Below are 12,657 nucleotides of genomic sequence, written 5' to 3' on the forward strand. Positions count from 1 at the left end.
AACGGAGTGGCTCTGGTTCACGGATCGGTCGGGGGAGAGACCCGTACGGCCCGCGCAGCCCTCGTGGCGGCGCGGGCCGCACGGGCCGACGAACTGGATCGCTGGCTCGCCGGTCTGCTCGGCGTCCGGCGCACGGGTTTCGGTGACGACGGCGCGGGCGGCCTTCCGGCCCGCGGGAGAACAACGCGATCGACCGCGGGTCTCACGGCCGATCTGAGCGGCACGGACGGCGCGGATCAGGCGGGCCACGCGGCCGGCACGACCGCCCTGGGCGCCGCGGACGCCGCAGAGAACGAGAGTGCCCCGGGATCGCCGAACGTGCGTCGGGGCCGGCCGCTGGTCCCGAGCGGCGCGGACGGCGTCGCCCTGGTCGCCGTGGGCAGCCACGCCCGCCGGGAGCTGACTCCGGGCGGCGATCTCGACCTGGTGCTGCTCCACCGCGGCCGCCCGGACGTGGCGGAGGTCGCCGACCGTGTCTGGTACCCCGTCTGGGACTCGGGCATCCGGCTCGACCACTCCGTCCGCACGGTGCAGGAGGCCCGCGAGGTCGCCCGTACCGACATGAAGGCGGCCCTGGGCCTGCTCTCGGCGCGCCGCATCGCGGGAGAGCACACCCTGGTCGACGAGCTGCGCGCGGCCGTCCTGGCCGACTGGCGCGCCGACGCCAGGCGCAGGCTGGCCGAGCTGGGCGAGATGTGCCGGCGGCGCTGGGAGTCCAAGGGGGAGCTGGCCTTCCTCCTGGAGCCCGACCTCAAGGAGGCCCACGGCGGCCTGCGGGACGTCAACGTCATGCAGGCGGTCGCCGCGTCCTGGGTCGCCTCGGCCCCCGACGCGCGCGTGCGGGCCGCGCATGACTTCCTCCTGGACGTGCGGCACGTGCTGCACGAGGTGACGGGCAGGGCCAGTGACCGGCTCGTCCTGCAGGAGCAGGAGGCCGTCGCGGGCGCGCTCGGCCTGCTGGACGGCAACGTGCTGCTGCGCACGATCGCCGAGGCCGCCCGCACGATCACCTATGCGGGTGACCACCTCTGGCGGCGCGTCGAGCGTTTCTGCGCCCCGCGCCGTACACCTCTGGCTCGCGGTGCGCGGGGCCCCTCCGGGAGACGCGGCGTGGAACGGAGCCCCGTGGGAGACGGGGCCGTGGAGCAGGAGGGCGAAGTCGTCCTCGCCCGGGACGCGAACCTGGACGACCCGGCACTCGTGCTCCGCGTGGCCGCCGCCGCCGCACAGGCGGGCCTGCCCCTGGCCCCCGCCACCGTAGACCGTCTCGCCGAGCACGCGACGCTTCCGCCCACGCCCTGGCCCGCCCAGGCAAGGGACGCCCTGGTCTCTCTCCTGGGAGCGGGGCCGGCGGCCATCGGCGTATGGGAGGCCCTGGACCAGGCGGGCCTGATCGTACGGCTCCTCCCCGACTGGGAGAGGGTCCGCAACCGCCCCCAGCGCAACCCCGTCCACCGCTTCACGGTCGACCGCCACCTCGTGGAGGCCGCGACGGGCGCCGCCGCCCTCACCCGCGAGGTGTCCCGTCCCGACCTGCTGATCATCGGGTCGCTGCTGCACGACATCGGCAAGGGCTGGCCCGGCGACCACTCGGTCGGCGGCGCGGTCGTGGCCCGCGACCTGGGCGTCCGGATGGGCTTCGCCGACGAGGACGTGCGGGTCCTGGAGACCGTCGTGCGCTACCACCTGCTGCTCCCCGAGACCGCCACCCGCCGCGACATCGACGATCCCCGGACCGTCGAGGCCGTCACCTCCGCGGTCTCCGCCGTCCCCGGCCGGGAACGCGAGATCGTCGAGCTGCTGGCCGGGCTGGCCATCGCCGACGGCCTGGCGACCGGGCCCGGCGCCTGGGGCACGTGGAAGGCCGGGCTGATCGCCGAGCTCGCCCGCCGCGCCTCCGCCGCCCTCGCCGGCGGCACCCCGCCTCCACCGCCCGCCCTGAACCCCTCCCAGCTGGCCCTGGCGCGCCACGACGGCGGTTCGGTGCGCATCACCGGGTCGCACGTCACCATCGCCGCTCCGGACCGCTCAGGGCTCCTCTGGAGGGCCGCCGGGGTACTGGCCCTGCACCGCCTCGCCGTCCGGACGGCCCGCGTGTCGTCCCCGGCGTCCTCGGGCGGGTCCCGCCCGAGCACGGCCGTCCTGGAGTTCACCGCCGTGCCGGAGTACGGCAACCCGCCCGACCCGGCCGCGCTGGAGGCGGACCTGCGCCGCATGCTCGCCGACCGCCTCGACGTGGCCGCACGGCTGGAACGCAGGGCCCGGTCCTTGCGCGTCCGGCCCGGCGTGCCCGTCCCGCCGCCGCGGGTGACCATCGTGGACGACGCGTCCAGCACCGCCACGGTCGTCGAGGTGCGCGCCCACGACCGTCCGGGGCTCCTGTGGCGCGTCGGGCAGGCACTGGGGGAGTGCGGCCTCCAGGTGCGCGCCGCCCAGGTGGACACCCTGGGCGCCGACGCCGTGGACGTCTTCTACGTCGTCGACGCCTCAGGACTGCCCCTGACCGAGCCCGCGGAGCTCTCACGCGTGCGGCTGCACGTCCTGACCGCGCTGGGCTAGGAGAAACCTGGAAAAGAAGGCGGAGAGACGGTCACGGGGGCACAACCGTCTCTCCGCCGCTTATGTGGCCGGGACCCGTGGTCTGCGGGATCCGGGCCGGTCTGTGGGGTCAGGGGGCCGACGTCTGCGTCGAGGTGGGCGAAGGGGCGGTCGGCCTCTGCCGGGGCGCCCCTGAGGACTGCTCGTTCATGTCGCCGTCGGAATCCTGCTTGTCAGGCTTGGAACCGGCACCCTTGGAAGGCCTCGGGCCGTTGCCGTTGCCGTTGCCGTTGCCGTTGCCGTCGCCGTTGTCGTCATCGCCGCCGGAGCCCTCGTCCTCGCCCTGGCCGTCATTCCCCCTGTTGGGCCCTTTCGTGGACTTCTTCTTGTTGCCGTCGCCGGTTGCGGTGTCGTCCCTGCCCTGGGTCTTCCCAGGGGACGGTGTGAGCGCGGCGCAGTACCCCGGGACGCGATTGGCGCCGCCCGCCGCGTCCACCAGGGCACGCAGGGTCGGCTTGCCCAACTCCTGAGCGCGCCTGGGCGGGTCGACGGCCAGGTAGACGCGGCACAGGTTCACGAGGGCGGGACGCGAAGACTTGGGTGAGGCGGTACCGGACTTGGCGTGCGGCTCCGAATCGGGCCTCGCCGTGGACGTGCTCCGGTCCAGGGGGATCGAGGGCGGCGGGCTTTCCCGTCCGGACGACAGCGGGCCGACGGGCAACCCCATGGCCCCGCCCGCCAGCACCATGCCGCTCGCGGCGGTCGCCGTCCCCAGCACCACCGCCGCGATCTTCAGCGGCACCAGCCGCACGAACACCGACCCGCGCCGGCGTGCCGCGGCCGACCGCCGCACGGTCGCCACCTGGAAGGCCGAGACGGCCGCGTCCTCCCCGGCGAGCTCCCCGGCCCGCGCGGGCGCCGAGGCGGCGGCGAGAACGCCGGCGAGCGCCCCGGACCCGCTCCGGGGATCGCCGGGACCGCCGTCGAGCAGGCGCTCGGCGGCGTCGCGATCCAATCCGTGGCCGTAGGTGTTCATCTCACCCTCTTCAGCGCCACGGCCCCCGAACGTGTCACACCCGGCCCCCTGTTCCGTCACCGCGCCTCAACGAGAAGCATCCGCCGCTCCGCCAGGAAAGCATGGGCCGACGAGGCCGAGGCGTCCGCGCGAGCTTCCCAAGAACGTTCCATCGACCGGGAACCCGGCAGCCCCACCCCACCGGACGCTCCGGCGCCGCCAGCCGTCAATCCAGCGCCTGCCCGGCCCCTTCGGCACTTCGGAGGGGTCAACCCTCGGCATCGGGTCGGCCAAGGCGCCGCCGGGACCCTGCCAACCCTCAGAAGCGTCCACGGACGCGTGCGAGTCGGCGCCGCCCCGCGGATTCGCGCCATTGCACCCGTCGACGTTCGAGGCGGCGCTTCCTGTGGATGAGCCTTCCGGGAGGCGCATCTGCATGCTCACACCCGAGCCCTGTCGGTTGGTCTGGGGCGCAGTCGAAACCCCAGGAACATGGGCGCGGACCTTGGACGCTTGCCGTTCACTGGCCGGAGAACCGCCATCCCGGGTCCGCGCTGTGTCTCCAGATGCCGCGTTGGGCGGGTTGGACGCCGGCGAGTTCGTTGCGGAGTCCGAGACGGCCTGCGTTCCCGCTGCCGACTCTCGGGATCCCGCCGCGCCACCCGGTTGCGAGGCCTCGCGTGGGACCTTCCGCGAACGGCCTTCTCCCGCCTGCCCGGCGCCGGACGCAGGCGTATCGGAACGGTCCTCTACGGGGGGTGGAGACCCGTCCGAGTCATCGTTCACCGACGTGTTCAGGCGTTCGGACAGCCGGCGGAGCCCTCGGTAGGCGGCGGTCCGCACCGCGCCAGGACGCTTGCCCAGCACGCGCCCGGCCTCCTTCGCGTCCAGGCCGACCACCACGCGCAGCAGCACGGCCTCGGCCTGATCCCTCGGCAGACCGCAGATCAGGGCGATCGCCGAGTCGGTGGAGAGGCGTTCCAGCGCGTCCCGCTCCGGATCGTCCCGGCCCACCAGGTCGGTGAGGTCCTCGACGCGGACGCTGGTGTCGGGCCGGCGGCCGACCCGCCGCAGATGGTCCAGCGCCCGGTGCCGCGCGATCGTGGACGCCCACCCGCGGAACCGGTCGTAGTCGCCGCTGAACGAGCCGAGATCGCGGGCGATCTGCAGCCAGGCGTCGGCGGCCACGTCCTCGGCCTCGGCGCCGACCAGGGCCCGCAGGTAGCGCAGCAGCCGGGGCTGCAGGTCCCGGTAGAGCAGCCGGAACGCCTCGTCGTCTCCGGCCTGGGCGGCCCGCAGGGCCGTTTCGAGAGCCTGGTCGTCGGCCCGGGGCATCGCGCGTTCGCTCATGCGCCTCCGTCGTGCGGCCGCGGCCACGTGTTCACCTGGTGGTCCTCGGTGGGTGGGGGGATTCGGTCGGTCACAGGGGCCATGCCGGGTCGCCGCAGGGTACCCCTGAAGCGTTCAGCGTACGTAGCGGCACGAATGTCACACTCCGAACGGGAGAACCACCGTGAACTCGTCCAGGGTGGGACCTGCCCGCCGAACCGATACCCTGAGAGTTGATCCCAGAAGCTTCCAAGGACGGGTCCAGACACGTGTTCGAGACGCTCTCCGACCGGTTGACGACGGTCTTCTCGTCGCTGCGCAGCAAGGGCCGGCTCTCCGAGGCCGACATCAACGCGACGGCCCGCGAGATCCGTGTCGCGCTGCTCGAGGCCGACGTGGCCCTGCCCGTGGTGAAGGACTTCATCGCGCAGGTCAAGGAGCGGGCCCGGGGCGCGGAGGTGTCCCAGGCGCTGAACCCCGCCCAGCAGGTCGTCAAGATCGTCAACGAGGAGCTCATCAACATCCTCGGCGGCGAGACCCGCCGGATCCGCTTCGCCAAGAACCCGCCCACCGTGATCATGCTGGCCGGTCTGCAGGGCGCGGGCAAGACCACGCTGGCCGGGAAGCTGGCCCGGTGGCTCAAGTCCGAGGGCCACGCGCCCCTCCTGGTCGCCGCCGACCTGCAGCGGCCCAACGCCGTCCAGCAGCTCCAGGTGGTCGGGGAGCGCGCCACGGTGCCCGTGTTCGCGCCCGAGCCGGGCAGCGGCGTGGGCGACCCGGTCGACGTCGCGCGCCGCTCCATCGAGCAGGCCAGGCACGCCCAGCACGACGTGGTCGTCATCGACACCGCCGGCCGCCTCGGCGTGGACGCCGAGATGATGCAGCAGGCCGCCGACATCCGCGACGCGGTCAAGCCGGACGAGATCCTGTTCGTGGTCGACGCGATGATCGGCCAGGACGCGGTCACCACCGCCGAGGCGTTCCTGGGCGGCGTCGGGTTCGACGGGGTCGTCCTGACCAAGCTGGACGGCGACGCCCGCGGCGGCGCCGCGCTGTCGGTGCGGCACATCACCGGCCGGCCGATCATGTTCGCCTCCACCGGTGAGAAGCTCGAGGACTTCAGCGTCTTCCACCCGGACCGGATGGCCGGGCGCATCCTCGACATGGGTGACATCCTCACCCTGATCGAGCAGGCCGAGCAGGCGTTCGACACCGCTCAGGCCGAGCGGATGACCACCAAGTTCGCCTCGGGCGAGGACTTCACCCTCGAGGACTTCCTCGAGCAGATGATGATGATCCGCAAGCTCGGGCCGATCGGGAACCTGCTCGGCATGATGCCCGGCATGGGGCAGGTCCGCGACCAGGTCAGCCAGATCGACGACAAGGACCTGGACCGGGTCGCGGCCATCATCCGCTCGATGACCCCGCAGGAGCGGAGCAACCCCAAGGTCATCAACGGCTCCCGCCGGGCCCGTATCGCCAAGGGCTCCGGCGTGACCGTCGGCGAGGTCAGCAGCCTGGTCACCCGCTTCTTCGACGCCCAGAAGATGGTCCGGCAGATGGCCGGCGGCATGGGCATCCCCGGCATGCCGGGCCGCCGCAAGGCCGCGAAGGCGGCCAAGGCCAAGAACAAGAAGGGCAAGCAGCGCAGCGGCGACCCCCGCAAGCGCGCCGCCCAGCGGGACGGTGCCGACCTGGAGCCGCAGCAGCCCGCCGTCGACGGCGCCCCGCAGGGCCTGCCCCCCGGCCTCGGCGGCCAACTCCCCCCGGGCCTGGGAGGCCAACTCCCGCCCGGCTTCCAGATGCCCGACCTGAACAAGCTCCAAAGCCGCAAAAAGAAGTAACCCCGGCAACGCCGAGTCCGGACCAGCACCGCGTCCCGCACCAGCACCGCACTCCGCCCCGGTGTCGGCGCCCCACGTCGGCCCGGCACCCGGGGCCGGAGCTGCGCCCCGGCCCCGCAACGTCGAGTCCAGCCCGGCGACCCGGACCGGCCCGGCACCCCACCCCGAACCGGAAGCCGGGATCGGCACCGCCGGGCGGCGGCCGGCGCCCGGCGGTGCCGTCCTGGGCCGCCTAACCGGCGGCCTCAAGTCCGGCTCCGGACACATCAGTGGGTGAGTGTCACGCGCACGGCTGGGCGCCGGAACCGGGAGTGCTCGTCAGGTTGTAGTCAGATGTCCGAGTCAGAGCCGTCATGGCGGTGTCTGGTGTGGTTGGTGGGCCTGCGGTGGTGTTCCGTCAGGTTCCGCGGGACGGCTCCGCGGGCGGCGACGCGCGGAAGCGGCGCGTGTCACGGGGCGATTGCGCTTTTCTCGCGATCGTCTGGCAGAATGGCACGCTGGAAACCCGGAGTCGCCAGGCGCCCTCTCTCGTCCTGAGTGTCCGGAGTCCATCGAGTGGCCGATCGCCGGTGTCCCCACCTGGTAAGGCCCGCTCACCTGTATTCAGTCTGGAGAACACCACACCCGTGGCAGTCAAGATCAAGCTCAAGCGTCTGGGGAAGATCCGGAACCCGCAGTACCGGATCGTCGTCGCCGATGCCCGCACCAAGCGTGACGGTCGGGCCATCGAGGAGATCGGGCTCTACCACCCCAAGGAAGAGCCCTCGCGCATCGAGGTGAACTCCGAGCGCGCCCAGTACTGGCTGGGCGTCGGAGCGCAGCCGACCGAGCCGGTCCTCAGCCTGCTGAAGATCACCGGCGACTGGCAGAAGTTCAAGGGCGAGCCCGGAGCCGAGGGCACGCTCAAGGTGGCCGAGCCCAAGGCCGACAAGAAGGCCGCCTTCGAGTCGGCGGTCAAGGAGTCCATGGGCGACGTCGAGACCCCCGCCACCGCCACCAAGGCCAAGAAGAAGGCCGAGCCGAAGAAGGCCAAGGGCGAGGACGGCGCCGCCAAGGCCGACGAGAACACCGAAGTCAAGAGCGAGGGCTGACGTGCTCGAAGAAGCGCTCGAGCACCTGGTGCGCGGGATCGTCGAGCACCCGGACGACGTCCGGGTGCGCGCCCGCCGGATCAGGGGCGGCCGGGTCCTGGAGGTGCGCGTGCACCCCGAGGACCTCGGCAAGGTCATCGGCCGAAGCGGGCGTACCGCCAAGGCCCTGCGCACGGTCATCAGCGCCCTGTCCGGGGGCCGGTACGTGCGCGTCGACCTGCTCGACGTCAACGAGGTCCGCTGATCATGACCTCCCGCGGGCCGTCCGATCGGCTCGTGATCGGCCGGATCGGACGGCCGCACGGCGTCCGTGGTGAGCTCACCGTCGACGTCCGCACCGACGACCCGGATCTCCGGTTCGCGGCGGGCGCCGTGCTCGCCACCGACCCGGAGGCCGCCGGTCCGCTGACCATCGAGCGTGCCCGCCGGCATTCGGGCCGCCTGCTCGTGCGCTTCGCCGGGGTCGGCGACCGCGACGCCGCGGAGGAACTGCGCGGCGCCTGGCTGGTCGTCGACCCCGAGGACATCATCGACTCCGACGATCCCGACGAGTTCCACGACCAGGAGCTGGTCGGGCTCCGGGTCGTCACCGTCGCGGGGGAGGAGATCGGCGAGGTCGCCGAGATCCTGCACACCGGGCAGGACCTGCTGGTGATCGGCCGTTCCGGCGGGGGCGAGGCGCTGGTGCCGTTCGTGGCCGCGCTGGTCCCCGAGGTGGACGTCCCCGGCGGCCGCCTGGTGATCGACCCCCCGCCCGGCCTGGACCTATGAGACTCGACATCGTCACGATCTTCCCGGACTACTTCGCCCCGCTGGACGTCTCCCTGCTCGGCAAGGCCCGCCGGGCCGGCCTGCTCGACGTCCACGTGCACGACCTGCGGGAATGGACGCACGACCGGCACCGCACGGTCGACGACACCCCGTACGGCGGCGGACCGGGCATGGTCATGAAACCCGAACCCTGGGGCGAGGCCCTCGACACCGTCGCGCCCCCGGACGCGCCCCGCACGCCCCGCCTCCTCGTGCCGACGCCGAGCGGGCGCCCGTTCACCCAGGCGATGGCGGCCGAACTCGCCGCCGAAGAGTGGCTGGTGTTCGCCTGCGGCCGGTACGAGGGCATCGACACCCGCGTGGTCGAGGACGCCCGGACCCGGATGCGAGTCGACGAGGTCAGCCTCGGCGACTTCGTGCTCGCCGGCGGAGAGGTCGCCGTCCTGGTGATCGTGGAGGCCGTCGGACGGCTGCTGCCCGGCGTCCTGGGCAACGCCGACTCGGTGGCCGACGACTCGTTCGCCCCCGGCGCGATGGAGTCCCTCATCGAGGGCCCCGTCTACACCAAGCCCCCGATGTGGCGTGAACGCGCCGTTCCGGACGTCCTGCTGTCCGGCAACCACGGGGCCATCGCCCGCTGGCGCCGCGACGAGGCCCTGCGCCGTACCGCGCGCAACCGCCCCGAGCTGCTCGTCCGGCTGGATCCGGCCCTGCTCGACAAGCATGATCGGCGGGTGCTGGAAGAGGCCGGTTTTCCGGTCGACGGCGAACCTATGGCACACTAGAGCGTCACCGTGCGCGCTGCTGTGCGGTGCCCAGACTTCGAAGAAGATCCATTTCGCGCGGCGCGACGCCCCCCGCACCATCCTGACGGGGCCTCTCGACGTCCGCGTTCGACCTGCGAGGAACCGCTGCGATGCACACCCTGATCCAGGAGATCGAGAAGGCCGCGATGCGCGCCGACGTCCCGGACTTCCGTCCGGGCGACACGCTCAAGGTGCACGTCCGCGTCACCGAGGGCAACCGGAGCCGGATCCAGGTCTTCCAGGGCGTGGTGATCCGGCGGCAGGGCGGCGGCGCCCGCGAGACCTTCACCGTCCGCAAGGTCAGCTACAGCGTCGGCGTCGAGCGGACCTTCCCGCTCAACAGCCCCTCGATCGACAAGATCGAGGTCGTGACCCGCGGTGACGTGCGCCGCGCCAAGCTCTACTACCTGCGCAACCTGCGGGGCAAGGCGGCCCGCATCAAGGAGAAGCGCGACTTCTGAGTTTCGGCCTCCAACGCCCCGGGAACCCTCTGCGGTCGCCGGGGCGTTGCCCGTTTGAGGCGGGGTTGTACGTACGAAGCCCGACTCGACAGGGGACGACACGGGCCGCGGACGCGGTGCCGGGGCTTCCACGCCGATAGGCTTTCGTTCTGATGGACGATGAGGACGATCGGAGAAACGTGCGATCCGAGGCCGAGGGCGCGGTGCCCGACGAAGAGCAGACCGTGACCTCCGACCAGGAGCGCGACTCCTCCGATGGCAAGAAGAAGAAACAGGGGTCCTTCTGGAAGGAGCTCCCGATCCTGATCGGGGTCGCTCTGGTGCTCGCCCTTGTCATCAAGGCCTTCGCCGTCCAGGCGTTCTACATCCCGTCGGGGTCGATGGAGAACACCCTGCAGATCGGCGACCGGGTGCTGGTCAACAAGATCGTCTACCACACCCGGGACATCAAGCGCGGTGACATCGTCGTCTTCAACGGCCTCGACTCCTGGGACCCGGAGACGCAGGTCCAGGAGCCGAGCAACCCCGTCTCCAAGGTGCTCCGCGCCATCGGCGGCGCCTTCGGTGTCGCGCCCAACGAGAAGGACTACATCAAGCGGGTCATCGGCATCCCCGGCGACCAGGTGAAGTGCTGCGACGCCCAGGGCCGCGTCACGGTGAACGGCGTCCCCCTCAACGAGAGCTCCTACCTCTACACCGACCCGGTGACCCAGGAGCAGAACAAGCCGTCCAACGACCCGTTCGAGGTCACCGTCAAGGACGGCCAGCTCTGGGTGATGGGCGACCACCGCGAGCTCTCGTACGACTCCCGTTCCCACCGCGGCGACCCGGGCGGCGGCACCATCCCCACCAGCCGCGTGATCGGCCGAGCCTTCGTCATCGTCTGGCCGCTCAACCGCATCGACACGCTCCCCATCCCCAAGACCTTCGAACAACCGGCCATGAGCGCCGCCTCCGTAGCCCTCCCAGCCACCCCCATGGCCCTGGGCCTGATAGGCGCCGTCCCCATCACCTACCTGACCCGCCGCCTCCGCAACCGCTAGGACGCAGCGGTTCCCGCTGGCCGCCCACACCATCGAGCCCGAGCAATCACTGCCGCAAGACCCCGTCCGAGGTAAGCGGCACGGCTCCAAGCAATCGGAACCCAGCACAAGGCTCTCCTCACAAAAGCCGGTCCGCTAGCCACCGATATGCGGGGCGCATCTCCAGGTGCGAAAAGTGATCTTGCTGAACCAAGTGATCTGTAGGTGAGCACCCACGCCGGCGAGGTACGACCGGTCGCTGCCGTGCGATGCCCGGCTCCTCCAAGCCGCCGAAACAACACCAGCAGCACCCCCGCCACAGCGCATAGGAAAGATCGTCCGGAGCGGAACGCCGAGTGAAGGCTCCCCAGCCACCCGTGCGATGCCGCCGGCCCGCACCAGCAGCGCCCCCGCCACAGCGCACTGGAACGATCATCCGGAGCGGAACGCCGAGTGAAGGCTCTCCAGCCACCCGTGCGATGGCTGGCAGCACCGATACGGGTCCTGCCCGGCGAGCGCGAGGGTGCGGTTGAAGCGCTCGGCCCTGCCATGTGGGCACCGGATCCTCCTGGCCGCGTTCGACAGGCTGGAGCCGCACCGGCGGACAGCGGGGGGACACAACTGCGATGAGGCGCGTGGGCCAGGCTCTTGACTTGTTCAATCGAGGCCAGGTGCACGGTCTGCAGCCGTAGCGTCCAGGGTGCCGGTCGGCACTGGTCCGCAGTTTGACGTCCAGATGGATCATCTCGCCCGGCGCCGCGTGCTCATAGCGTTGCGGGCTCATGCGCGAGGCGCGGATCTGCTGCCCGGTGCCCGGGTCGCAGGCCGCCAGGGCGGGGACGCCGTGGCGGTGCAGGGTCCTGGTGACCGTGCGGGCTGGCCCCGGTCGCGCGGGCGTGCGGTCGGGCCCGGCACGCAGCTCGCGTCGGACCGCCGGCACCCGCTCGTCGACCTGGGCCGGGGTCCGCGACGGGCAGAAACGGGGTCCGCTGCGCCGATCGGCCAGCCCGTCCCAGCCCTGGTGGCGGAACCGGCCCATCCGCCGGTGCGCGTACTGGCGCGAGACCCCCAGCTCGGCCGCCACGTGCGCGTCCCTTCAGCACGACACGGCGAACCAGCAGGCATCTGCCGCGGAACGTCAGCCGGGCGTTAGCGTGACCCATCAAGACCCCAGGTCGTCGGTGAAGCGTGTAACTCCGCTACCGCCCGGAGGTCTTCTTGCTGATCAAACATCCACCGGTCACGTGTCACCAAGATCATGGTCAAGTCAGGTGGCGCGGGTGGGCTGCGCATCCCCCCGGTTGGTCAGGGCGCTGCGTCCGCGCCCGCGCCCGGTCGGGGCGCGCACGCGGAAGAGCTGGGACGTGCCGGCCGGGGACGCAGGGCGTCCCCGGCCTGGACGACGCCATGTACCGAGGAGCAGCAGGGATCTCGACGGGCGCCGTCGCAACCGGCCGTTCCCCCGGAGGGGCCCGCCGCCGACTAGCGCTGGATGGATATCCGCGACGAGTGCGAGCGGTCGCTGGTATCCACGCCCCGTGCGAGAGGCAGCGGCATCCGTATGGGTTTGAATGCCGGCCTGGGCTCGGATTCCCCTCCCGGGCGGCGATGCGCTGCGGCCGTCTGGCATGTGCGGGCGAGGGCTTGACGGGCACATACGCATGCAGTTTGACCCGGTTGCTGGTGCGCGGGGCCGTGTGGGGTTGGAGAGCGGGTGCAAACCGGGCGCTGCGGATGGGGCGGCGACCTCCCTCTGGATCACGTTGTATTGCCCGCCGCT

11 protein-coding genes are annotated in these 12,657 nt (G+C 72.0%); 8 read left to right on the top strand and 3 right to left on the bottom strand.

The annotated features are described in order from the left end of the window. Positions 1-6: 6 nt before the first annotated feature. Positions 7-2,559: a [protein-PII] uridylyltransferase gene (locus tag ACZ466_RS33455; protein WP_378286015.1), complete on the top strand. Its 2,553-nt coding sequence runs from the start codon at positions 7-9 to the stop codon at positions 2,557-2,559. A gap of 109 nt (positions 2,560-2,668) precedes the next feature. On the opposite strand, the gene ACZ466_RS33460 is transcribed toward ACZ466_RS33455, so the two are convergent. Together ACZ466_RS33460 and ACZ466_RS33465 are read right to left on the bottom strand one after the other, a co-directional pair. After that, complete coding sequence (locus ACZ466_RS33460) at positions 2,669-3,574, bottom strand: hypothetical protein (protein ID WP_378286014.1); 906 nt, start codon at positions 3,572-3,574, stop codon at positions 2,669-2,671. Positions 3,575-3,640: 66 nt separating this feature from the next. After that, complete coding sequence (locus ACZ466_RS33465; protein ID WP_378286013.1) at positions 3,641-4,903, bottom strand: RNA polymerase sigma factor; 1,263 nt, start codon at positions 4,901-4,903, stop codon at positions 3,641-3,643. 248 nt (positions 4,904-5,151) lie between these two features. Between ACZ466_RS33465 and ffh the strand changes: the two genes are divergently transcribed. From ffh to lepB, 7 genes are all read left to right on the top strand, one after another. After that, a complete protein-coding gene (gene ffh, locus ACZ466_RS33470) occupies positions 5,152-6,726 on the top strand; it encodes a signal recognition particle protein (protein WP_378286012.1) in 1,575 nt (524 codons plus the stop codon). A gap of 626 nt (positions 6,727-7,352) precedes the next feature. Continuing rightward, a complete protein-coding gene (gene rpsP / locus ACZ466_RS33475; protein ID WP_378286011.1) occupies positions 7,353-7,817 on the top strand; it encodes a 30S ribosomal protein S16 in 465 nt (154 codons plus the stop codon). Position 7,818: 1 nt separating this feature from the next. Next, positions 7,819-8,061 (top strand): RNA-binding protein, encoded by a 243-nt coding sequence (locus ACZ466_RS33480; protein ID WP_151568089.1) that lies wholly within the window; start codon positions 7,819-7,821, stop codon positions 8,059-8,061. A gap of 2 nt (positions 8,062-8,063) precedes the next feature. Then, positions 8,064-8,588: a ribosome maturation factor RimM gene (gene rimM / locus ACZ466_RS33485; protein ID WP_378286010.1), complete on the top strand. Its 525-nt coding sequence runs from the start codon at positions 8,064-8,066 to the stop codon at positions 8,586-8,588. Beyond that, positions 8,585-9,373 (top strand): tRNA (guanosine(37)-N1)-methyltransferase TrmD, encoded by a 789-nt coding sequence (trmD, locus tag ACZ466_RS33490; RefSeq protein ID WP_378286009.1) that lies wholly within the window; start codon positions 8,585-8,587, stop codon positions 9,371-9,373. Before rimM ends, trmD begins: the two co-directional genes overlap by 4 nt. Before the next feature lie 131 nt (positions 9,374-9,504). Then, the gene (gene rplS, locus ACZ466_RS33495; RefSeq protein WP_067461562.1) at positions 9,505-9,855 is read left to right on the top strand and encodes a 50S ribosomal protein L19; all 351 of its coding nucleotides are present in this window, start codon (positions 9,505-9,507) and stop codon (positions 9,853-9,855) included. A 179-nt stretch (positions 9,856-10,034) separates the two neighbouring features. Next, on the top strand, positions 10,035-10,898 hold the full coding sequence (lepB, locus tag ACZ466_RS33500; protein WP_464041785.1) for a signal peptidase I: 864 nt from the start codon (positions 10,035-10,037) through the stop codon (positions 10,896-10,898). A gap of 118 nt (positions 10,899-11,016) precedes the next feature. Here lepB and ACZ466_RS33505 read toward each other — a convergent pair whose 3' ends face one another. Further along, positions 11,017-11,961 carry a helix-turn-helix domain-containing protein gene (locus ACZ466_RS33505; RefSeq protein WP_378286007.1) on the bottom strand — a complete coding sequence of 315 codons (945 nt, stop codon included), beginning with the start codon at positions 11,959-11,961 and terminating at the stop codon, positions 11,017-11,019. Between the last annotated feature and the right edge of the window lie 696 nt (positions 11,962-12,657).

This window comes from Actinomadura rugatobispora, from assembly GCF_055379765.1.

What these genes read in the sequence shown, in the direction of transcription:
- rimM (WP_378286010.1), top strand. Translation starts at nt 8,064, where the DNA reads ATGACCTCCCGCGGGCCGTCCGATCGGCTCGTGATCGGCCGGATCGGA.
- rplS (WP_067461562.1), top strand. Translation starts at nt 9,505, where the DNA reads ATGCACACCCTGATCCAGGAGATCGAGAAGGCCGCGATGCGCGCCGAC.
- ACZ466_RS33460 (WP_378286014.1), bottom strand. Translation starts at nt 3,574, where the DNA reads ATGAACACCTACGGCCACGGATTGGATCGCGACGCCGCCGAGCGCCTG.
- ACZ466_RS33465 (WP_378286013.1), bottom strand. Translation starts at nt 4,903, where the DNA reads ATGAGCGAACGCGCGATGCCCCGGGCCGACGACCAGGCTCTCGAAACG.
- trmD (WP_378286009.1), top strand. Translation starts at nt 8,585, where the DNA reads ATGAGACTCGACATCGTCACGATCTTCCCGGACTACTTCGCCCCGCTG.